Below are 21914 nucleotides of genomic sequence, written 5' to 3' on the forward strand. Positions count from 1 at the left end.
TTATTAAGCGAGGAAAAAGGAGAGGAAGGGAGAAAATCTATGGAATATGTTCTTGAGCTGAAAAACATCTATAAGTCATTTCCGGGTGTGAAGGTTCTCGAGGATGTTACCCTTCAGGTCAGACCAGGTGAGGTACACGCCCTGATGGGTGAAAATGGTGCCGGTAAATCCACACTTATGAAGATTCTCATGGGAATTTACAAGGCAGACCAGGGAAGTATCTTTCTGGAAGGTGAGGAAACTGTCATACATGGACCGAAGGATGCCATGAGCAAAGGAATTTCCATGATCCATCAGGAGCTGAACACGGTTCTTGACATGGAAGTGGCGGAGAACGTTTTTGTCGGAAGAGAGCTTCTCAAAAAAGGAATGGAGAAGCTGAAGATCGTAGATATCGCTAGGATGAGAGAGGAGACCGGCAGGTATTTCAGGGAAATGAATATCGACATTGATCCTCGTGCAAAGATGCGCACCCTGAGTGTGGCGGAAATGCAGCTGGTAGAGATCGTAAAGGCGATCTCGCTGAATTCAAAGATCATTGTTATGGATGAGCCGACATCTGCGATCACGGAAAAAGAAGCAGCAGTTCTTTTTACGCAGATCGAAAGACTGAAAAAACAGGGCGTTGCCATTATCTACATTTCTCATAAGATGGATGAGATCTTCCGCATATCAGATACCATCACAGTTCTGAGAGATGGACAGTGGATCGGAACCAAACCGGCAAAAGAGTTGGATAACGATATGCTGATCAAGATGATGGTAGGTCGTGAGCTGACTGACATCTATCCAAAGGATCTGGTAGAGATCGGAGATGTGATCCTGGAGGTGAAAAATCTTTCCAGAGGAAAGAAGGTACAGGACGCCAGCTTTTCCCTGAGAAAGGGCGAGGTACTTGGAATTGCGGGACTTGTGGGAGCCGGCCGGAGTGAGCTGGTGGAGACGATCTTTGGATTATATCCCAAAACCGGTGGACAGATTTTCCTTCATGGAAAAGAAGTACATATAAAAAATTCAGCAGATGCCATTAAGAATAAAATGGCTTTGATCACGGAGGACAGAAAGCAGACGGGACTGAACCTGATCGTTTCCGTAAAAGAAAACATTGCTTCGGTATCCATTGGAAAGCTTTCCACCCACGGAATCGTAAATGATAAGAAGATCAATGAGGTATCTGAGAAATATATCAAAGAGCTGAAGATCAAAACTCCTGACGGAAATGCCATTGTAGGTAATTTAAGTGGTGGTAATCAGCAGAAGGTAGTACTGGCCAAATGGCTTCTGGATGAACCGGATATCATAATCTTTGATGAACCTACCAGAGGAATCGATATCGGAGCAAAAAGAGATATTTACCTTCTGATCAACAATCTGGCAAAAGAAGGAAAAGCGGTGATCGTAATATCTTCAGAGATGGCAGAGGTTATGGGGATCTGTGACAGGATCCTGGTCATGGCAGAAGGAAGGATCAACGGCGAGGTCCGGAGAGAGGAGTTTTCTCAGGAAGTGATCATGGGATATGCCTCTAATATAACAGGAGGGAAACAGGAATGAAAGCAGCAGTGACTACAAAGAAAAAGATAAATTTTAAAGAATTTGGTATTTTTATAGCGTTTTTTGCACTGGTAATCGTATTGATGATCATTTCACCGGATGCATTCGCAAAACCACGAAACCTGATTAACATTATCAAGCAGGCATCAGTTAACGGTATTCTTTCCTGTGGAATGATGTTCGTGATCATTTCCGGAGGAATCGACCTGTCAGCCGGTTCCACCATTGCTTTTGCAGGTGTTGCAGCTGCCTATTGTGCACAGAATCCGGACGGAGGGATCCTTGTCCCGATCCTGGCAGCTTTGGCAGCAGGTGCTGTGGTAGGTCTGATCAACGGATTTGGTGTTGCATACCTGAATCTTCCGCCATTTGTTATCACATTGGCAACTATGACGGGAATCCGAGGCCTGGCACTGATCTTAAGTAACGGTTCTCCGGTTTACGGACTGAACAAACCGTTTGAGCACATGACAAGCTTTTTCCTTTTCGGAAAGATCCCGCTTCTGGCAGTTTACTTTATACTGATCGTTCTTTTCTGCGGATTCATTCTTACAAAAACGGTTTTCGGAAGAAGAGTATATGCGATCGGTGGAAGTGAGACAACCGCAAAGGTTTCCGGAATTAATGTAAAACGTTATAAACTGGCTGTTTATACTATCTGCGGTGTACTTGCAGGTATTGCCGGACTTCTGGTTGCATCCAGAACCGTTCAGGGTTCTCCGACAGCCGGTGAGGGATATGAGATGGATGCCATCGCAGCTGTTGTTATCGGTGGAATCAGTATGTCAGGCGGTGCCGGAAAATGGTACGGAACCATCATTGGTGCTCTGTTCCTGGCAGTTATCGGAAACGGACTTGATATCCTGGGTGTATCATCCAACTATCAGAAGATCATCAAAGGTGTGATCATTGCAGTTGCCGTATATGTAGACTTACGAGGCAAAGCAAAACAGGAATAAAAAATAATAGTGTAAGTATTAAAAATTAAATGTATAACGGAGGGAAAAGGTATGTTTAAAAAATTACTCGCAGCAGGACTGGGACTGGCAATGACAGTATCCATGATGACAGGATGCTCTTTGGTATCCGACGGAAGCTCTTCTTCTGACACAAAGACAGAGGAGAGTGCGGCAGCAGACAGCTCTGAGGACAGTTCCGAGGCAGACAGCACAGCAGATGCTTCCAAAGAGGAATCCGAGGATGCAGGAAGCGGAGATCTTATCGAAAAGAAAATGGCTCTTTTTATGACACATATGTCAAATGAGTTTACCGTTACTCTTTCCAATGCAGCAAAGGATGAGGCTGCAGAGAGAGGCTATGCGCTGAGTATCTACGATGCAAATCAGGATGCACAGAATCAGGCAGATCAGATCGAGCAGGCTATCACCCTTGGCGTGGAAGGTATCATCATCGAGCCGGTATCTGTTGACGGTGTCGTACCATCTGTTAAAGCTGCAAAAGAGGCAGGCGTTAATGTAGTTATCGTAAACCAGAGAATCAGTGATCCGGAAGCTGCTGACTGCTATGTAGGTGCAGATGCGGCAACCACAGGTTCCAAGCTTATGGAAGAGGTTATGAAGGACATCGGCGGAAAAGGTAATGTAGCTCTTCTCCTTGGACCGATGGGTTCTGACGGACAGGTTGGACGTTCTGAAGGATTTGACCAGGTACTTGCAGATTATCCGGATGTAACCGTAGCATTCCAGGATACTGCAGAGTGGCAGACAGAGCCGGCACTTACCATTGTTGAGAACTGGCTGAACGCAGGAAAAGAGATCAGCGCAGTAGTTGCACAGAATGACAGTATGGCTGTAGGTGCTGCGAAAGCCATCGCAGATGCACAGAAGACAGGAGAGATCAAAGTATATGGAATCGATGCTACATCGGAAGGACTTCAGGCAGTTCTGGATGGAAAGCTTCAGGGAACCATGGCACAGGGTACTGCTGACCAGGGTAAATTTGCAGCAGATGCATGCGCAGACCTTCTGGATGGCAAGGAAGTTGATTCCGAGACGATCGTAGATAACGTATACTACACAGCAGACAATGCTCAGGAAGCACTGGATGCCATTGCAAAATAAGTAAGACAGATACAAATATACGAAATATATGAAAACGGGCGGAAGGCGGGAAGGTAAATTTCAATGCCATTTAGATAGAACATTTTGTAGATGATTCTTTATGTTACATTCTGTAATGTTTTGATATTTGGAGTGCTTTGAGAGGAAAAAATACGCAAACTTCCCCTTTGGGGTAGAAATCGTACTTTTATCCTTTAAATAACTTGTGTTTTTATCCAAAAAAAGTTATAGTATTCTTATATTAGGACACTCGGTATGCAAAGCTTACAAAGCCTTTCCTCTTTTTGGTACGGGGAAATTTCCGGCCGGGCTTGACCGGGACCAGGTAGCGTAACAGGAGTGTCTCGATATGAGGCGAGATCGTAGGACTGCTTTTTTGAAGGAAAGCTTTACAGATATGTACAGCCATGGTGAAGTTCACCTGGTAAGCGTATTTTGTTTTTTTCTGATGAGTACTTACATGTGGGGTAACGGATTCACAGAAATTATACAGAATGACGCGCGCGTATATCTCCTGTTCTACGTATCCCGCCTTTTTTGAATGAAGCTGGGAAAGCCCCAGGCTATACTTTAATTTTCGGAATGATGTTTCGATTCCCCATCTCAAATGGTATAATTCCTTGATCCTCCACGGAGGGAATGCTTCTCTTTCAAGATTCGTAACGATACATTCGTATCCACCGGTATCCAGTAAAAACCGTACCATTCTTAATCTCATAGGATAGACTGCCTGTTTTCCGTCTTTTTCCAGATCCAGGAAATCAAACACGGAGCTTGAGGAAAGTTTTTTATAGTGGACAGGATCTTTTTTTGAATGTACCGTGCTCCGTGTGATAAAAAAATCCAGGTCTTCGTCCAGTTCCCTGTCAGGCAGCCGGAAACCATACGAGATCCCTCCCCTGCGGGAGATATCCTTTGTACGGATAACAAAAGACAGGCCTTTTGCCATGATATGGGCAAAAACGTGATAAGTTTCATATCCCCGGTCAGCCAGTATGATCGTTCTGGCAGGGGTGCTGATATTTCCCAGCATCTGTACCAGGGCACGGGATTCATTGCTGACCATTGTCTTTTCGATCCGTATATCTGTGTATCTTTTATTACAAAGATCATACAGCGCATGGAGATGGAGCTGGTTGGAGCCTCTTTTTCCATTGCCGGAAGGTTTACAGCTTTCTTTGTCCGCAGGGTCATAACAGATGTTCAGATCAGATCCGTCACAAGCCAGGAGCTGAAATCCATCATAAGTATGTCCTGCCGGAAGTTTCTGTGTAAAATGATAAAACAGGTAATTCATGGCATCTGGAAGAAGCTTGGCCCTTTGCTGGTGGATAGCGGAAAGAGAAGGGATATCAGCAGGAAGCCTGTGCTGGAAAAAGTCATGGGATGTAGTAGAAAGAGAGCCACCCTGCATGGTTAAAAGAGAGAGGATCGTATCCCGAAAAGAAATCTTACGTTTTCTCGAAAAATCAACGCCAGGGTGAAGGACAAAAGAATCCTTCTGAAGTTCTAATTCAGAAATAGCAGACAGGAGCAATTCATAACTGGAAGCAAAAGTAGAGTTCATAAGCGAGCCTCCTTTTGTATAAAAAAAGATTGCAATGTATAATTCTTTTTTACCATACATTGCAATCTTTTGGAATACTATGTTCTAACTAAATGGCATTGGGTAAATTTCCCGCCTTCTGTTTTCACTGAGAGATCATCTGAAAAATTTATATGAAAGATCAGGCGGATATCTGTGATCCGCAGAGGGCTTATTGGATTCGATTAAAATATAATGAAGACATTGGGAGGTTTTAACATGAAAATTGCATTTGATGTAGATGTTCTGGCAAAACAGATGGATATCAACCGTATGGTCCACCAGGTTGCTGACTGGGGTTACAAATATATTGAACAGTCTCCGCACCCCAGGATCAATCCTTTTTACAAGCATCCGCTTTTTTCGAAGGAATGTGAAAAGGAATACCGGGATGCATTGCGTGAGACCGGTGTGGAAATTTCTTCCTTCATCTGCGTTTACCGCTGGTCCGGTCCTACAGAGGAGGAGCGTCAGTTTGCAGTTGCCAACTGGAAAAAAATGATCGAGATTGCAGTAAACATGGGAGTTCCTGTGATTAATACCGAACTTTCCGGTGATCCGAACCAGTCAGAGATCTGCAATGGCATGTGGTTCCGATCCATGGAGGAGCTTCTTCCGATCATTGAAAAGGAAGGCCTTCGTGTGGAGATCCAGTCTCATCCCTATGATTTCTGTGAGCTGAATAATGAAACCTGCGATATGGTGAAATCCTTCCGCTCCAGAAACCTTGGTTACGTATATTCTTCCCCTCACGGATTTTTCTACGATCAGGGAAAGGGTGATGTGGAAAGTATGCTGAAATATGCAGGTGATGAACTGACTCATGTGCTTTTTGCAGATACCTTTAATCAGACTATGGACTGCCGGTACATTTTGAATCCGCCATCACTGAACGGAAGGGGAAAAGCAGATGTGACGGTGCATCAGCATCTGGCCATGGGCGAGGGAGATGTTGATTTTGACGGTATCTTCCGTACTTTAAGAGAAATGGATTTTGCAAAGAAGCAGCTTGCACCGGATGCACCGAAGGTGGGCGGTGACAATATTGCCTGTGTATCCATGTTCGGCTTCCCGGAGAAGATGAATAAACAGGCTCCGGAGGCAAGAGAAAGGATTGGAAAAGAACTGCTGAAGTAAACTGAATATTCTCACATAAGCTGTCGCATTAATGTGCTACAGCTTATTTTTTGAAAAATACCGATAAAAATGTGGACAAAACCGAAAAATTTGATCTGAAGACTCCGGGAAGAGAAGACGATGACGATCTTGAGGAAGAGAAGAATATCGAGCTTGCAAATGATGACTATACTGCTATTGCCGCGAAGATCCTTGAAGGCTGTGGCGGAAAAGAGAACATCACAAGCATCGACAACTGTATCACAAGACTGAGACTTGAGGTTAAGGATATTACAGCTGTAAATGATAAGGTGATCAAATCTGCAGGTGTTGCAGGCGTGATCAAACCTGGAAAAACTTCTGTACAGGTTATTATCGGAACCAAGGTTCAGTTTGTTGCAGATGCATTTTCTGCGCTTTGTAAATAATGGCTTTTTTGTATACCTTATATTGACCGATACTTTCAAAAAGCGTAAAATGTTATTTCGATAAAAAGCAACCGGTCAGTGCGTTTACGATTGCAATATTTCTACAGGGGGAATGAAGTTAATGAAATCCAGTGTATTTCATAAAAAATATCTTTTAGCCGGCATATATATTATTTTTGTTCTGTTTACCTGCTGTAATTCCCGATTTTATCATACACCGCTGGCAAAAATATGTTCCGTAACAGAAAAACAGACTCTGAGCAGAGAAGGAACCAGGGGCTCAAAAGAATATTACTATACTCAGAATATTACGGCACGGATATTAAACGGTTCGCATAAAGGGGAAAAAATAACGGTCTCTAATGAATATACATCTTCTCAGGTTCAGACCAAGAAATATCATAAAGGAGACACCGTTCTTTTAAGCGGTTCAAAGGAAAGCCCCGGAAAAACGATACGTTCTGTAAAAAGGGATGGGTATCTGGCCTTACTGGCAGGAGGATTATTTTTTCTTCTGATCTGCATTACAGGAAAGCAGGGATTTTACACGATCATATCACTGATACTGAATACAGTCATATTTGCGTATGGATTTCAGGCTTTTACAGGGGGAAAAAATATTTTAAATATCTGTAATGTCATCGCAGTTCTTTTTTCACTGACTACATTGATCTGCTTGAATGGAATTCACAGAAAAACATTTTCCTCAGTTCTTTCAACACTGTGTGTTCTGTTTCTGATCATGGCATTGTTTGAATTTTCTATTTATATGTACGGAGATCTGGATTATTCCAATCTGGAATACCTTGGAAGTATGGGCAATTCTGCGGATATATTCTGGGCAGATATTATGCTGACAGGACTCGGTGCAATTATGGATGTGACGGTGACGATCAGCGCAGCAATAGGAGAGATCGTGCGGAAAAATCCATCGGTTTCTCTGAGAAGACTGATACATTCCGGTCGTGAAATCGGATATGATATTATGGGAACCATGATAAATGTACTGCTGTTTGTTCTGGCAAGCGGCATGATTCCCATGTTCATACTTAAGATGAATAATGATGTAAGCTTTATAACGATCGTGAGATACCACATTCCATATGATATCTGTCGTTTTCTGATAGAAAGTATTGGAATTGTACTGGCAATACCGGTATCTGTTTTTATTGCTTCAGTGATTATGAAAATACCATCACGGAAAAGGGGTGTCAGAGAATGATCATTTTTCTTGCATTGATTTTAATTTTTCTGGTGATCTTGATTGGCGGAGAGCGTGGAGCCATGTCAATTATGACACTGGTGGGGAATATTGTAATTTTGTTTTTTTCAATTATGCTGATGTCTGCCGGTTTTCCTGTACTGCTCCTGATATTGGTGGCAGGTGCAGGTGTCTGTTATATTTCTCTGTTTTATCAGAACGGAAACAATCCAAAGACGCGGGCGGCTTTTCTGGCTACACTGCTGGTAATGTTATTTTTGTTTATTCCGATTTATATTATTACATGGAGATCAGGAAGTTACGGGTTAAATGAACTGCAGATTTCGGAAGACGATTTTATGTATTATTACAGTACGGATCTTCATATTAACATGCTTCATGTAGGAATATTTGTAACTGTTTTCAGTACTCTTGGGGCTGTTATCGATACAGCATTATCTGTAACATCTTCTGTATATGAAGTCTGGACTCATAAAAACAGTCTGACAGCGAAAGAGCTTACAGCTTCCGGCTATCAGGTTGGGAAAGAAATTATCGGTACAACGGTAAATACGCTGCTGTTTGCTTATCTTGGAGGAACTATTTTATTGTTTTCATACATTCAGACACAGCAATATACCCTGGAGATCATTCTTAATTCCCAGTTCCTATTCCAGGATGTTGCAGTCATGCTATCTGGTGCGGTGGCCTGCCTTATTACCGTCCCGGTATCGATCAGATGTATTATTCGACAGATACACCATATCGGTTCGGAAAAAAAATCTGAAGTTATATAACAGTCTTAAAAAACAGTCAGACCTGTGGAGAAGAATTCTCTTTTTCTTCACAGTCCTGGCAGATTCCATGAAGCATATCTCCACTGCACTGAAGACGGAATCCGTGGTCCCGATACAGATGCTCTTTTAATTCATCCATAAAATCGCAGTCCAGATGTACAACCTTACCACATCGGATACATTTGAGATGCAGATGCTCTGCACATTTCTTTTCTTCTCCTGCGAACTGAAATACAGCTTTGTCGGAATTCAGATCCGGATATTTGATTACGGTATGTTCGGCGCAGAGCTTGTCAAGGTATCTGTATACAGTCGTTGTATTCACCTTAATTCCCTCATCTTTTAAATACTTTTCAATATCAGCCACACTGACAGTGACAGCTCTCTGTTTTTTTAGATATTCCAGGATGATCTGTCTTGTTTTTGTGATATATGGTTTACGTTCGGCCATTTCTTTCTATTCCCTTCGTCTGTGCTTTTTTATTATTGTATCTTTTTATTTCATTTGAGTCAATTGTACTTTCTATAAAATGCAAATAATTTGCAAATTATATTGACATCCATATGGCTGTATGCTATTTTAATAAATGCAAATAATTTGCAATTTTTTAGGCGCATCAGAATTGTGCAGAAAGGACATTATTATGAAAAAAAGTTTATTAACTATAACAGCACTTGCAGCTACGGCAGCACTTGGCATTGGTTCTTTTAATCTGGCATATGCAGCAGGAACCGAGGATACTTCTTCTGAGAAAAAGCTGAATGTTATGGTAAGCTTTTATCCTATGTATGATTTTGCAACAAAGGTCGGCGGTGATAAAGTAGAAGTCACAAATATGGTACCTGCCGGAACAGAACCTCATGACTGGGAACCTGCCGCAACAGATGTTAAAAATCTGGAAGAGGCTGATGTATTTATCTATAATGGTGCAGGAATGGAGCACTGGACAGAGGATGTGCTGGGTGCACTGGATAATAAGGAGCTTAAAGTGGTAGAAGCTTCCAGGGGACTGACACTTCTTGAAGGAAAAGAAGAGGATGAGGAGGAAACGGAGGACAGTTCTTCAGACAGCGATGCTTCTGATGAGAGCACAGATTCAGAAATCACCTATGATCCGCATGTATGGCTTAATCCATTGAATGCAAAAGCAGAAATGGAAAACATCAAGAATGCGTTTGTAGAGGCTGATCCGGACAATAAAGATTATTATGAACAGAATTATGAAACCTATGCAGAAAAATTTGATCAGCTTGATAAAGAGTATAAGGATGGGCTTGCTGATACAAAAAGTAAGGATCTGATCACTTCCCATGAAGCCTTTGGATATCTGTGCCAGGCGTACGGGCTGAATCAGGTAGGCATTGAAGGATTATCTCCTGACTCAGAGCCGGACGCTTCCAGAATGAATGAAATCATTAAATTTGCAAAAGAAAATAATGTGAAAACGATTTTCTTTGAAGAACTTGTTAGCCCGAAGGTATCGGAAACGATCGCTGATGAGATCGGAGCAAAAACAGCTGTTCTGAATCCGCTGGAAGGTCTGACAGATGATGAGATCAGCGCCGGTGAGGATTACTTTTCCGTGATGGAAAGCAATCTGAAAACAATTGAAGATGCATTAAATGAATAAGCAGGGGAATTTGTATGATGAGTGCTTCCGTTTATATTCTTACCGGTTTTCTGGACAGTGGTAAAACTACACTGCTGTCCAGGATCATCCGTAAACGTCGGAACAGAAAAATTCTTGTTATCCAGTTTGAAGAGGGGGAAGAAGAACTGGAAATTTCCCCATCTGAATATGAGAAATACAGACATCTGATATATTCCAAAAAAGAGATGGATACAGATTTTGATACGGTCTCAGATGAAATTGCAGAGGAAATTGAGCTTGGAAATTACGATGAAATCTGGATAGAATGGAATGGCATGGAACCTTTTTCCAGTCTGGAAAAAATTTTCCTGCAGCGTCAGCTGTCATTGTTTTTACATATAGAAAAGGTTATTTATCTTGCAGATGTTCCTCTGGCAGAGCAGATGCTTGGACAGACAGGAGAGGGACCGGTTTCACAGGCTGCCTCCAGTGACGTGGCTTTTTTGAGACATGCAAAGGATCCGGTTCTGCGGAAAAAATTTACAGAAGAATTGAAAACCTTTGCTCCTTCTCTGGAAATCTATAATTATACGGGCCATGTGATCGCTCATGAATTACAAAAGAAAAAAGGCAATCCGGTTGTTGAATGGATCGGATGGGCTGCCTGGGCCGGAATATTGATCGCGCTTGTCCCTTTATTCAGCAGACATGGGATCCCTCTTATGAAAGCAGTTACTATATTTATGGGAGTGTTTTTACAGGCAGTTCCATTCCTGATCCTGGGAGTCCTTCTTTCTTCGGCGATTCAGACATATGTATCGGAAAAATGTATCGCAAAAATTTTTCCAAAGAAAACAATTCCGTCTATGATCATCGGGATTATTGCCGGCTTCTTTCTTCCGGTATGTGACTGTGCCTCGATTCCGGTGTTTAAAAGTCTGATCAGAAAGGGAATTCCGTTACCTGCGGCGGTCTGTTTTATGACGGCATCGCCTGTGATCAATCCGGTAGTGATCCTGTCTACTTATCATGCATACAATGGAAATATCAGGGCGGTTTTGTACAGATGTGGGACAGGCATTCTGTGCTCGTTTCTTATAGGTCTTACATTTCTTATCAGAAGTCCTGAAGATTTTCTTCGAAATGATGCAGATATGGGGAATTTTTGCACCTGTGGATGTTATGTTTCAGGAACCGATTCGGATACTTTTATGGGGAAATTTAATCAGTTCTGTATTCATGCCCGTATGGAATTCTATACCGTTTCCAGATATCTTCTGGCAGGAATTGGGACTTCTGTTTTGTTTCAGATGTTAAATCTGAACAGGATCGGAACATTGGGAAATCAGTGGATTTCTGCGTCAGTATTTTTTATGATGCTTCTGGCATTTCTTCTTTCATTGTGTTCTTCATCGGATGCAGTGGTGGCAAGGAGTTTATCCGGAACTTCAAATTTTATTCCGACTCTTGGATTTCTTGTATATGGCCCGATGATGGATATTAAAAATGTGATCATGCTGCACAGCTATTTTAAAAAGAAGTTTATTCTCCGTCTGGTGATTACTGTTACTGTAATATGCTATGGAGTGGTAGTAGTACTTGGTGTGCTGACCGGAGGAATCGGAATATGAAACACTATTTTAACAAAGAAGCATTTATTGAAGGTATGAGCTGTGTATTGTTTGCTGCTGCAATTTTATATCTGATCTTTACAGAGAAATATCTTCTGTTTGTAAGGCCTGGAATGAAGATATATTTATATTTCGCAGCCGCTGTAATGTTTGTATGGGCAATTTCTTGTTTCAGGCGGATTTCAACACCTCAGTATAAACTGCGCCTGAACCGTTTTCTGGTAATCGTTGTTCCGGTGATCGCCATGTTTCTGCCATATACTGCTATTAAGGCATCAGAAACCTCGATCACCGGTCAGATGCAGACGGGCCAGTCAGATACTTCAGGAAGTATTTCGCAGAATAATACAGATTCATCACAAAATGCATCAAAGGATAAATCAAACAATCAGAATACATCAGAGAATACACCAGATACTTCTTCTCGGAATGTAACAGATAACAGCAATAACAGTAACCAGCAAACGATAGCTTCTGATGCTCAGAATAGTAATCAGCAGAACAACGATCAGCAGAACAGCCAGGGACAGTCATATGGTTCGCAGGGACAGCAGATCAGGATTCCGTCCGGTCTTGATAAGGAAAATAAAACAATTACTATTCCAGATGATGAATTTTATGCATGGATCGTTCAACTGAATTATTATCATGATGAATATGAAGGCTATACTGTTCATATCCACGGTACAGTTTACAGGGAAACTTCCATGAAAGAAAACGAGTTTGCAGTCACAAGATTACTGATGAGCTGCTGTGTGGCAGACCTGGTAAACTGCGGACCATTATGTTTTTATGACAATGCTTCGGAACTGACGCAGGATGCCTGGGTAAATGTGACTGGCACCTATCATTATGACAAGCTGAAAGGAATGGAGCTTACCATTACTGGTATAGAGGATGCGGAACCGGCTGAGGAAGAGTATATTTATCCTGTCTTTTAAAGATTATCCAATGCGTCGTAAACCCTCTTGCTTCAGCTATGGGGATATAAGACGCATCCATCGAATTTATGCAAGTAATTGAAGATGGACAAAATAGTAATTGTATTAACTAATGAACCATAGTATAATATAAATATGAACACAACATATAAGTCAAACAACAATGTCGTCTATTCCTGTAAATACCATGTAGTATGGTGTCCAAAGTATAGACGAAAAGTATTAATTAATGGTGTGGACGTCCGGCTGAAGGAGCTGCTCACAGAGTATGCTGCAAATCTTTCTGTAGACATTCTGGAAATGGAGATCATGCCAGACCATGTTCATATGCTTTTGGAAGTAGATCCTCAGTTTGGCATCCACAAAGCTGTAAAGTCATTTAAAGGCTATACGTCCAGAATTTTAAGACAGGAATTTCCCTATCTTAAAACGAAAATGCCGACTCTCTGGACAAACAGCTATTTTGTATCGACGGTGGGCGGTGCTCCGCTGGAAGCAGTAAAACAGTATATTGAAAACCAGAAAACATCTCAGAGACAAAAGGATAAGATGGGATAATGCAAAAAGGAATTAAATTCAGGATCTACCCGAACAGAGAACAGAAAAACTTCATCCATCAGACCCTGGGATGCTGCCGGTTCATCTACAACCGGGGACTTGCCATGCGTAAGGAAGGCTATGAAAATGGGGAAAAGATCGGCTATTCCCAGACTTCCGCCATGCTGACTGAACTGAAAAAGCAAGAGGAGTTTGCCTTTCTGAAAGCAGCAGATTCCATTGCATTACAGCAGTCTCTGCGGGATCTCGACCGGGGATTTGTGAATTTCTTTCAGAAACGGGCTTCCTATCCAACCTTCAAAAGTAAACATAACCGGTTCCAGTCATACAGAACGGTAAATCAAAAAGATAATATCCGTATTGTGGGAAGATATATCAAACTTCCGAAACTTGGATCTGTTAAAATACGGCAGTCGATGGAAGTGGAAAAGATTAATCACGTGATCATTGAGCACACACCGGCTGGAAAATATTTTGCGGTTTTAAATGTTGATTTTGAACCGGAACCACGCTCAAATGCTGGCGGAACGATAGGGATTGATGTCGGAATCAAAGCGTTCTACTCCGACAGTAATGGAAATACGGTATCAAATCCCAGATATCTGGAACGCTCAATGCGAAAACTCATAAGAGAACAGCGCAGGCTTTCCCGAAAACAAAAAGATTCCCATAACCGCGAGAAGCAGCGGATCAGGGTGGCAGGAGTGTATGAGAAAGTAACCAATCAGCGGAATGATTTCCTGCAGAAACAGTCAACGATGCTGGTGCGTGAAAACCAAACCATCTGTATTGAAGATCTGAATGTTAAGGGGATGATCCGGAATCATAAACTGTCAAAATCGATAGCGAGTGTTTCCTGGGCAAAATTTTTTGAAATGCTGGAATATAAAGCTGGCTGGTATGGAAATGAAATTCACAGAGTACCAACGATGTATCCGAGCAGTCAGACCTGCAGCTGTTGTGGCTACAGAAATCCACGGATAAAAAATCTGGGCATTCGTATCTGGGAGTGTCCCAAATGCCATGCGGTTCATGAACGGGATACGAATGCAAGTATCAATATTCTGAAAAAAGGACTGCAGATGCAGTCTGCATAAAGATAAAAACTGTACCGTAGGGCATACGGGAACAGTATAAATATAGCTTGTGGACACTGTGTAAGACATTGCAGTACCGTAAGGTGTTTGCCAATGCAGTAGTGGGAGAAGCAAGAATCCCCCTGCTTTAGCTGTGGGGAGTGTCAAGTCAGATATTTTGATAAATATGTGCTGAAAGTATTGCAGAAAGGCGCGAGTTACAGAAATGTGGCTTGTGCTTTTTTATGGTAAATGATAAAATAAAAATAGATAAAATATTATCTAAAAAGCATATGATTCTATGATTTTGGATAATATATTAGTAACAATATAAGGGTGGGAGATATATGGAACAGCTTGTATGGGAGACAGCAGAGGAACTGGATCAGAAACTTGCACAGAGAGTACGGAATATCAGAAAACGTCGTTCTGTTTCACAGGAGAAACTGGCAGTTATGAGTGGAGTAAGCTATGGATCGATCAAAAGATTTGAAAGTTCCGGACAGATTTCGCTGATATCACTTACAAAGATCGCTATGGCACTGGACATAGCAGATGAACTCAGAAATCTTTTTACACAGGTACCTTATAAAGATATTCAGGAGGTCATAAATGAGACAAGATAATACATTACAGGTATACTATGACGAAAAGTTTGTAGGAACACTGGCAATGACAGCTGATCATAAGGCTGCATTTCAATATGGCGAAGAATGGCTGGAAAATGGGTTTTCGATCAGCCCATTTTCACTTCCCTTAAAGAATCAGGTATTTGTTCCGACTAAGGATTACTTTGGCGGACTTTTTGGGGTGTTCGCAGATAGTCTTCCGGATAACTGGGGAAGGTTATTACTAGATCGATTGCTTCGGGCGCATAAGCAGAATCCGGATGAACTGACAGTTCTGGATCGATTGGCGATAGTTGGAAAGTCAGGAATGGGGGCACTGACATATTATCCGGAGAAAAGTTTTCCAGAACAGCATAATCATGTAAATTTGGATGAACTGGCAGAAGAATGTGAGAAGATATTAAATACAGAGTACTCAGATAAACTGGATGATCTGTATCATCTTGGAGGTACCAGTGGTGGTGCCAGACCCAAAATTATGACAACAATTGATCAGGAAGACTGGATCATAAAATTTCCCGCTCATGTAGATGGAAAAGATGCAGGGAAGATGGAATACGATTATTCCAGCTGTGCAAGAAAATGTGGCATTACGATGAGTGAAACCAGATTATTTCCATCTGATAAGTGCAAGGGTTACTTTGGAATCAGGCGCTTTGACAGAGGGGCTAATGGGAGAAGAGTTCATATGCTGACTGCCGCGGCACTTCTGGAGCTGGATTTTGAGCAGCCGAGTCTGGATTATCACAGCCTGATGAAACTTACAAAGATTCTGACCAGAGATAATGGTGAAGATGTGGAAAACATGTTTCGACGAATGTGTTTTAATGTGGCTGCACATAACCGGGACGATCATTCAAAAAATTTCACATATCTATATGATGAATCAAATGACCAGTGGCGTCTGAGCCCGGCGTATGATCTTACTTACAGTAATACCTATTACGGAGAACATACAACAACTGTTGATGGAAATGGGCGAAATCCAGGAAGAAAGGAACTTCTGGAAGTAGGAGTTACAGCAGGTATGAAGAAGGGGAAGTGCGAAGAAATCATAGATACAATTTATGAATGTGTTGGACAGATATTGGGAGAGTATTTATAAGTGTAGCCAGAGAACGGGAAAATGTGAAGAAATTGTGAAATTAGCACTCACCTCTTGACAGTGCTAACAATAGGTGCTATAGTACAACTAGAACAAAGGAAGAGGGATAAGAGATAAGAAGATTGAAAGAAAATCTCTTGGATGTCATTCATACCAACCGGGTTCAGAACTTAAAACTTATTTCAAGATAGAGCATAAAAGAAAAGGGAGAGATGACTTATGTTAATGCCTAGTATTTTTGGAGAAAACTTATTTGATGATTTCTTTACACCGTTCTATTACGATGATAAAGACGAGAAGAAAGCAGAGAAGAAGCTGTATGGACACAGAGCACAGAATCTTCTGAAGACTGATATTAAAGAAACCAAAGAAGGTTATGAGCTTGTGATTGATGTACCTGGATTTAAGAAAGACGAAGTAAAGGTAGCACTGAAAGATGGTTATCTGACAGTCAGCGCAGCCAAAGGCCTCGATGAAGAAGAGGATAACAAGAAGACAGGACGCTACATCAGACGTGAACGTTACGCAGGAGCCTGCGAGAGAAGCTTTTATGTAGGTGAAGATGTTACACAGGAAGACATCAAGGGTGAGTACAAACACGGTATTCTGAAACTGTTTGTTCCAAAAAAAGAAGCAAAACCAGTTTCAAATGATCCTAAATATATCACTATTGAAGGATAATGATAACATCTGATCGATAAAAAGTTCGTGGTACTGCCCGAAAATTTCGGGTAATATCCTTTAAATAGATTTGCAAGTAACAGTCGAAAGACTTAAATATAGATTTGTTTGTCATGAAAAGGAGAGATGACTTATGTTGATGCCTAGTATTTTTGGAGAAAACTTATTTGATGATGACTGGATGGATTTCCCGTTTAAGAATGAGTTCTGGGGCAAGAAGAATCCGCTTTATGGTAAACATGCGCAGAACATGATGAAAACGGATATCCGTGAAACAGACGGCAGCTATGAATTGGATGTAGATCTTCCAGGATTCAAGAAAGATGAGATCAAGGTTCAGCTGAAAGATGGTTATCTGACACTGTCAGCAGCCAAAGGTCTTGATAAAGATGAGCAGGATAAGAAGGGTAACTACATCAGACGTGAACGTTATGCCGGTACTTTAAGCAGAAGCTTCTATGTCGGTGATGCAGTCGGTGAAGAAGATATCCATGCAAAATATGAAGATGGTATTCTGAAACTTTCTCTTCCGAAGAAAGCGCCGAAAGCCGTTGAAGAAAAAGATGGCTACATCGCAATCGAAGGTTAACTTTCATTGCTTTTTCTCCCCTAAATATAGCCGGGATCCGAAAGGATTCCGGTTTTTTGTTTTGGTTTAAAATAAAACTTATCTATGCAGAAAATAAAATTTCAGCAGGAATTTTCTACGGATTTTGCTTGAACAAGAGGAATATTCTGATAAAATAGTATATAGTTGTTTGGTGACTGCAAAAACAGATGTAGTACTTGGACAACCCATAATCTGAAAAGGAGCGAAATCATGGAAGAAAAGAAAAGAAGCGTTCTGATTGTGGATGATGAATTCAGGATTGGTATGCTGATTAAGAAATTGATTCACTGGTCAGAACTGAATATGGAATGCATGGCAGTTCTTGATGATGGTGAAAAAGCAGTTCAGATGGTTCATGAGAAAAATCCTGATATAGTGATTACCGATATTCGTATGCCCAGAGTCAGTGGCCTGGATTTGATTCGGATAATATCTGAAGAAAATAAAATGAATACACATTTTATAGTGATCAGTGGGTATAAAGAGTTTGAATATGCACATCAGGCACTTGCTTATGGTGTGGAAAATTATATTCTGAAACCCGTAAATGAAGAAGAATTAAATGATTCTCTCAAAAAGATTGCACAGAAGATAAATGCACAGAATGATTTTGAACTGAAGAAAAAAGAATTCCAGGAAACGATAGTCAAAAGTAATAAAATTATCCGTCAGAATTTCCTGAAAAATATAATAGACCAAAAAGAAAACAGTGCAATGCAGAGTACATCTGTTAAGATGATAGGAAAAATTTACAGAGGTATTGATATCAAATTGGATCATGTGGATATTACAGGAATTGATATGCGTCAGGATTCAAGAACAGCAGATCATATTATTACGCTGGTAGACAGTGTTATGAAAAATAATGTACAGGAATTTCTAATTTGCGAGAAAGAATATATGCATATATACTGCCTGTTTAATTATGATGCTGAACAGAGCAAAAAAATTAAAGAGCTGATCAATCGTATCCTCATTACCGTGAAGGACTATCTTATGGGATTTGATCAGTATGAAGTTACTATAGGCATAGGATCAGAACAGGAATCTTTCGACAAAATACGTTTTTCAATCCTTGAAGCGTATAGAGCTGTTTGTAACAGGATGCACTGTGGCGTAGGACGCCTGATATATTTGGAAGAAATTCCTTCAGATACAGATTTGGGAATTTGGAAACGATTTGAAGATAAAAAAGAATATCTATACAGCAGTATTGGCGATTATTCGGGACAGAACCTCAAGAAACAAATTTTGGAAATTTATGGAAATGCTTTGCAGAAAAATGTTGATACAACAGAATATTATGGAATTGCAGAAAAACTGGTTGACTTGTTTTTTTCTTATCTGAATCAGGAAGAGCAGACAGAGGGAAAAAATATGCTTTTGTGTAAATGTCAGAACTGTTATAAGTTTAATCAACTTATAGAAATACTTTCGGATACTATGAAGGATTATCTGGATGTATTACAGGAAAGTGAAAAAAATAAATCCCTTAAACCGATCCGTCAGGCAAAAGAATATGTGGAAAAACATTTTCGGGATAAGATACTTCTTGAAGATATTGCTGCTATAGTGGACTTAAATCCCGTTTATTTTAGCACACTTTTTAAGAAAGAAACAAATATGAATTTCAGTACATATCTAATTAATGTGCGTATGGAACAGGCAAAGAAACTGCTTGTTTCCAGCAATGATACAATTGCTGCCATAGGAGATGCTGTGGGATATGGAGATCAGAAATATTTCAGTCAGCTGTTTAAAAAGGTAGTTGGAGTCAAACCGGCAATCTACCGTCGTCTTCACTCATGATCAGGGGGATGCGGGGATGAAAAAGATAAAAATTATGGAATCAGTGTTAATGCTTGTGACTGTGGTGGTATTAGTATGGCTTATCCTGGAAGAAAAAAATGCGGTGGCATTTTTTTCCGCAACAATACTGATTTCTTTTCAGATTATTAATTTTATATGTTTACAAAAATGGATTTACAAATCTGTACAGACTACAGAAGAAAAACTGGAACAGATAGACAGGGGCAATAAGACACTGGCAGAATTTGAAGTTGAAATTGCGAATACTCCATTTCTTATGGATATAATTCCCCTTATAAAGCATTATCTTTCTTTAAAAATCAACAGAAATAACGCCGAGATTTTTACCAAGCAGACAGAACTGACTGCATTGCAGAGTCAGATTAATCCACACTTCCTTTATAATACTTTGGACACGATCAGAGGACAGGCTATGTGTGATGATAATATTGAAGTGGCCAAAATGATTGAGACACTGGCTTCCTTTTTCAGATACAGCATAAGCAGAAAAGGAAATCTGGTAACACTCAGAGATGAATTGAACAATATTAATAATTATATGAGAATTCAGCAATATCGCTTTAATCACAGATTTTCTATGGAAATTGTGATTGATGATGAAAATACAGCTGCATATGACTATTATGTTCCGAGACTGATTTTACAGCCAATTGTAGAAAATGCGATTATTCATGGACTGGAAGAAAAAATAGAGGGAGCGCAAGTTCTTATAGAAGTAGATATTGCGGAAGACATGATAATTACAGTTTCCGATAATGGAAGGGGAATGTCTTTGAAAGAACTTGATGAGTTGAACGGAAGAATACATTCTGAAATAACAGGCCTGGTAGAAGAAGATAAAAGTCACGGAACAGGAATTGCGCTTCCAAACATTAATAAACGTATACAGCTTCTTTTTGGAGAAAGATATGGATTAAACGTATACAGTTCAGAAGGGTGTGGAACGGATGTAGAATTAATATTACCTACAAATCATCACGCGGAGGAACGAGTGTGAAGAAAATTGTATTGAGAATGAGTGACCTTATTCTGCATAATGAAGATTATGGAAAACTGTCATATGCTTCTTTTTATACAATAGAAGGAGAAGTTACAGCTTTTCTGGGACTTAATTATTCAGGAAAAGAACTGCTTGTTCAGATTCTGACAGGTCACATAGATATGAACTGGAGCGAAAGCAGGGTTTATGTGGATGGGTGCAGAATACGGAAGTTTGTTGATCTGCAGCCACTTATATATTATCTTAATACTAACTGCGAAGGTATCGAAAACTGGAGTGTGGCCGAATATATTTCTCTAAAAGATGTAAGCTGGTTTCTGTCCAGAAAAGTCAGAGAAAACCTGATAAAACAGGCTGAACAGAGGATAGAAAAGATAAATGTGCAATTAAATGTAAAAAAGAAATTAAGAGATCTGACACCTTTAGAGCGAAGAATAGTAGAAGTTATTCGTGCAGAAAAAGAAAATGCACGCATTCTGATTATTGAAGATGAATGTGAAGGTATGGATATAGAGAGTATTCAGAAATACTCAGATTTTCTGAAAACAGTAATTCGGGGAAAAATGTCTGTAATACTTTTATGTCATTCTACAAGAGCAGCAGAAATTCTTTCGGACGAATATGTGATTTTTCGGCGTGGTCGTATAGTAAAGCGCTGGAAGAAGAATTCTCCATATAATACAGGTAAAATTAGTGATTATTTGTTAGGTGGAACCATGAGGCAGAAAAAAAACTCGCTGGATAGTTATGCTCGCAAGATAACTCCTTTAAAAAAGATTGTTTATGAAGTAAATTATGTATTCCTGAAAGACAGAAAAGAGAACTTCTGCTTTCACAAGGGCGAAATTACTACATTTGTAATTACAGAGCATAGAATGAGACAGAGACTTTTTCAGATTCTCAGTGGCAGGATAAGCCTGGATGGTGTTGAGTATACTGTCCAGAATAAAAAAATGTATTCCCCTTCGATACTAAAATTTTTTGAATATAAAATTGTATCAGTAATGAGACTTGGAAATGATAATGAGATTTTTGAAAAAATGTCAGTAGGAGATAATCTTATGCTCCCTTCTCTGAAAAAAATTCCATTGCTGAATTATATGATATCAGGGCATAAGATAAAAGAAATTCTCAGTAATGAGCTTGAAATTGAGACTGTTTCCTCAGGTCAGATAACAGGCTGTCTTGGCAAGAATGATCATATCAGTGTTGCAATGGACAGATGGTATATTTTTAATCCAGATGTAATTATTCTGTATGAACCATTTACTAGCTGTGATGCATATGGCGTTTCGGTTATTTTATCGTATGTAAAAAAAATGGCGGATAAAGGTACTTCAATTATAATTGTTAAATCAAATTCTGAGTATATGGAAGAATGTTCGGACAGGATTATTGATCTGGATGAAATATATAAAGAACAGTAAGCAGGTTTTATAGACGACGCAGACTATACTTTTATAGTCTGCGTTTTTTGTGCTTTGAACAGGTAAATTTGT

The 21914-nt window shown here is 40.2% G+C and carries 20 protein-coding genes and 1 pseudogene; 19 read left to right on the forward strand and 2 right to left on the reverse strand.

From position 1 onward, the window contains the following. Positions 1 to 39: 39 nt before the first annotated feature. From V9W66_RS10870 to V9W66_RS10880, 3 genes are read left to right on the forward strand one after another with little or no spacing between them, the layout of a single operon-like run. Positions 40 to 1554 (forward strand): sugar ABC transporter ATP-binding protein, encoded by a 1515-nt coding sequence (locus V9W66_RS10870; RefSeq protein ID WP_144092731.1) that lies wholly within the window; start codon positions 40 to 42, stop codon positions 1552 to 1554. Further along, positions 1551 to 2513, forward strand: coding sequence for an ABC transporter permease (locus tag V9W66_RS10875; RefSeq protein WP_118608938.1), 963 nt, complete (start codon positions 1551 to 1553; stop codon positions 2511 to 2513). Before V9W66_RS10870 ends, V9W66_RS10875 begins: the two co-directional genes overlap by 4 nt. A 51-nt stretch (positions 2514 to 2564) precedes the next feature. Further along, positions 2565 to 3635 (forward strand): sugar ABC transporter substrate-binding protein, encoded by a 1071-nt coding sequence (locus tag V9W66_RS10880; RefSeq protein WP_243121594.1) that lies wholly within the window; start codon positions 2565 to 2567, stop codon positions 3633 to 3635. 241 nt (positions 3636 to 3876) lie between these two features. On the opposite strand, the gene V9W66_RS10885 is transcribed toward V9W66_RS10880, so the two are convergent. Beyond that, entirely contained in the window at positions 3877 to 5202 is a 1326-nt protein-coding gene (locus V9W66_RS10885; RefSeq protein WP_186290058.1) for an IS4 family transposase, read from the reverse strand. A gap of 237 nt (positions 5203 to 5439) precedes the next feature. Between V9W66_RS10885 and V9W66_RS10890 the strand changes: the two genes are divergently transcribed. The 4 genes and pseudogenes from V9W66_RS10890 to V9W66_RS10905 all read left to right on the forward strand — a co-directional run bounded on the left by V9W66_RS10890 (position 5440) and on the right by V9W66_RS10905 (position 8762). Beyond that, positions 5440 to 6357, forward strand: coding sequence for a sugar phosphate isomerase/epimerase family protein (locus tag V9W66_RS10890; protein WP_144092942.1), 918 nt, complete (start codon positions 5440 to 5442; stop codon positions 6355 to 6357). 86 nt (positions 6358 to 6443) lie between these two features. Then, a pseudogene (locus V9W66_RS10895) lies at positions 6444 to 6764 on the forward strand (glucose PTS transporter subunit EIIB); the annotation flags it as partial. Between the two features lie 121 nt (positions 6765 to 6885). Then, positions 6886 to 7986: a YibE/F family protein gene (locus V9W66_RS10900; RefSeq protein WP_144092944.1), complete on the forward strand. Its 1101-nt coding sequence runs from the start codon at positions 6886 to 6888 to the stop codon at positions 7984 to 7986. Next, positions 7983 to 8762 carry a YibE/F family protein gene (locus V9W66_RS10905; RefSeq protein WP_144092940.1) on the forward strand — a complete coding sequence of 260 codons (780 nt, stop codon included), beginning with the start codon at positions 7983 to 7985 and terminating at the stop codon, positions 8760 to 8762. Before V9W66_RS10900 ends, V9W66_RS10905 begins: the two co-directional genes overlap by 4 nt. Positions 8763 to 8778: 16 nt before the next feature. Here V9W66_RS10905 and V9W66_RS10910 read toward each other — a convergent pair whose 3' ends face one another. Then, positions 8779 to 9213: a Fur family transcriptional regulator gene (locus tag V9W66_RS10910; protein WP_144092937.1), complete on the reverse strand. Its 435-nt coding sequence runs from the start codon at positions 9211 to 9213 to the stop codon at positions 8779 to 8781. Positions 9214 to 9406: 193 nt separating this feature from the next. Between V9W66_RS10910 and V9W66_RS10915 the strand changes: the two genes are divergently transcribed. The 12 genes from V9W66_RS10915 (at position 9407) to V9W66_RS10970 (ending at position 21842) form a co-directional block, all read left to right on the forward strand. Next, positions 9407 to 10393: a metal ABC transporter substrate-binding protein gene (locus V9W66_RS10915; protein ID WP_144092935.1), complete on the forward strand. Its 987-nt coding sequence runs from the start codon at positions 9407 to 9409 to the stop codon at positions 10391 to 10393. Positions 10394 to 10407: 14 nt separating this feature from the next. Next, positions 10408 to 11985, forward strand: coding sequence for a permease (locus V9W66_RS10920; protein WP_144100574.1), 1578 nt, complete (start codon positions 10408 to 10410; stop codon positions 11983 to 11985). After that, a complete protein-coding gene (locus tag V9W66_RS10925) occupies positions 11982 to 12926 on the forward strand; it encodes a TIGR03943 family putative permease subunit (protein ID WP_186289987.1) in 945 nt (314 codons plus the stop codon). The genes V9W66_RS10920 and V9W66_RS10925 overlap by 4 nt, the downstream gene beginning before the upstream one ends. A gap of 135 nt (positions 12927 to 13061) precedes the next feature. Then, complete coding sequence (gene tnpA, locus V9W66_RS10930; RefSeq protein WP_161206384.1) at positions 13062 to 13484, forward strand: IS200/IS605 family transposase; 423 nt, start codon at positions 13062 to 13064, stop codon at positions 13482 to 13484. Further along, the gene (tnpB, locus tag V9W66_RS10935) at positions 13484 to 14581 is read left to right on the forward strand and encodes an IS200/IS605 family element RNA-guided endonuclease TnpB (RefSeq protein ID WP_439362777.1); all 1098 of its coding nucleotides are present in this window, start codon (positions 13484 to 13486) and stop codon (positions 14579 to 14581) included. The genes tnpA and tnpB overlap by 1 nt, the downstream gene beginning before the upstream one ends. Positions 14582 to 14907: 326 nt before the next feature. Next, positions 14908 to 15186 (forward strand): helix-turn-helix domain-containing protein, encoded by a 279-nt coding sequence (locus V9W66_RS10940; RefSeq protein ID WP_144093986.1) that lies wholly within the window; start codon positions 14908 to 14910, stop codon positions 15184 to 15186. Then, the gene (locus V9W66_RS10945; protein ID WP_144093985.1) at positions 15173 to 16294 is read left to right on the forward strand and encodes a type II toxin-antitoxin system HipA family toxin; all 1122 of its coding nucleotides are present in this window, start codon (positions 15173 to 15175) and stop codon (positions 16292 to 16294) included. Before V9W66_RS10940 ends, V9W66_RS10945 begins: the two co-directional genes overlap by 14 nt. Positions 16295 to 16513: 219 nt before the next feature. Continuing rightward, on the forward strand, positions 16514 to 16975 hold the full coding sequence (locus V9W66_RS10950) for an Hsp20/alpha crystallin family protein (RefSeq protein ID WP_144093984.1): 462 nt from the start codon (positions 16514 to 16516) through the stop codon (positions 16973 to 16975). A gap of 133 nt (positions 16976 to 17108) precedes the next feature. Continuing rightward, positions 17109 to 17564 (forward strand): Hsp20/alpha crystallin family protein, encoded by a 456-nt coding sequence (locus V9W66_RS10955; RefSeq protein ID WP_144093983.1) that lies wholly within the window; start codon positions 17109 to 17111, stop codon positions 17562 to 17564. A 231-nt stretch (positions 17565 to 17795) separates the two neighbouring features. Then, positions 17796 to 19394 carry a response regulator transcription factor gene (locus V9W66_RS10960; protein WP_144093982.1) on the forward strand — a complete coding sequence of 533 codons (1599 nt, stop codon included), beginning with the start codon at positions 17796 to 17798 and terminating at the stop codon, positions 19392 to 19394. Between the two features lie 16 nt (positions 19395 to 19410). After that, entirely contained in the window at positions 19411 to 20412 is a 1002-nt protein-coding gene (locus V9W66_RS10965) for a sensor histidine kinase (protein ID WP_243121688.1), read from the forward strand. Then, complete coding sequence (locus tag V9W66_RS10970; protein ID WP_144093981.1) at positions 20409 to 21842, forward strand: hypothetical protein; 1434 nt, start codon at positions 20409 to 20411, stop codon at positions 21840 to 21842. The genes V9W66_RS10965 and V9W66_RS10970 overlap by 4 nt, the downstream gene beginning before the upstream one ends. The last annotated feature ends 72 nt before the right edge of the window (positions 21843 to 21914 follow it).

The sequence above is a fragment of the Blautia massiliensis (ex Durand et al. 2017) genome, from assembly GCF_051861785.1.
GTDB lineage: Bacteria > Bacillota > Clostridia > Lachnospirales > Lachnospiraceae > Blautia_A > Blautia_A luti_A.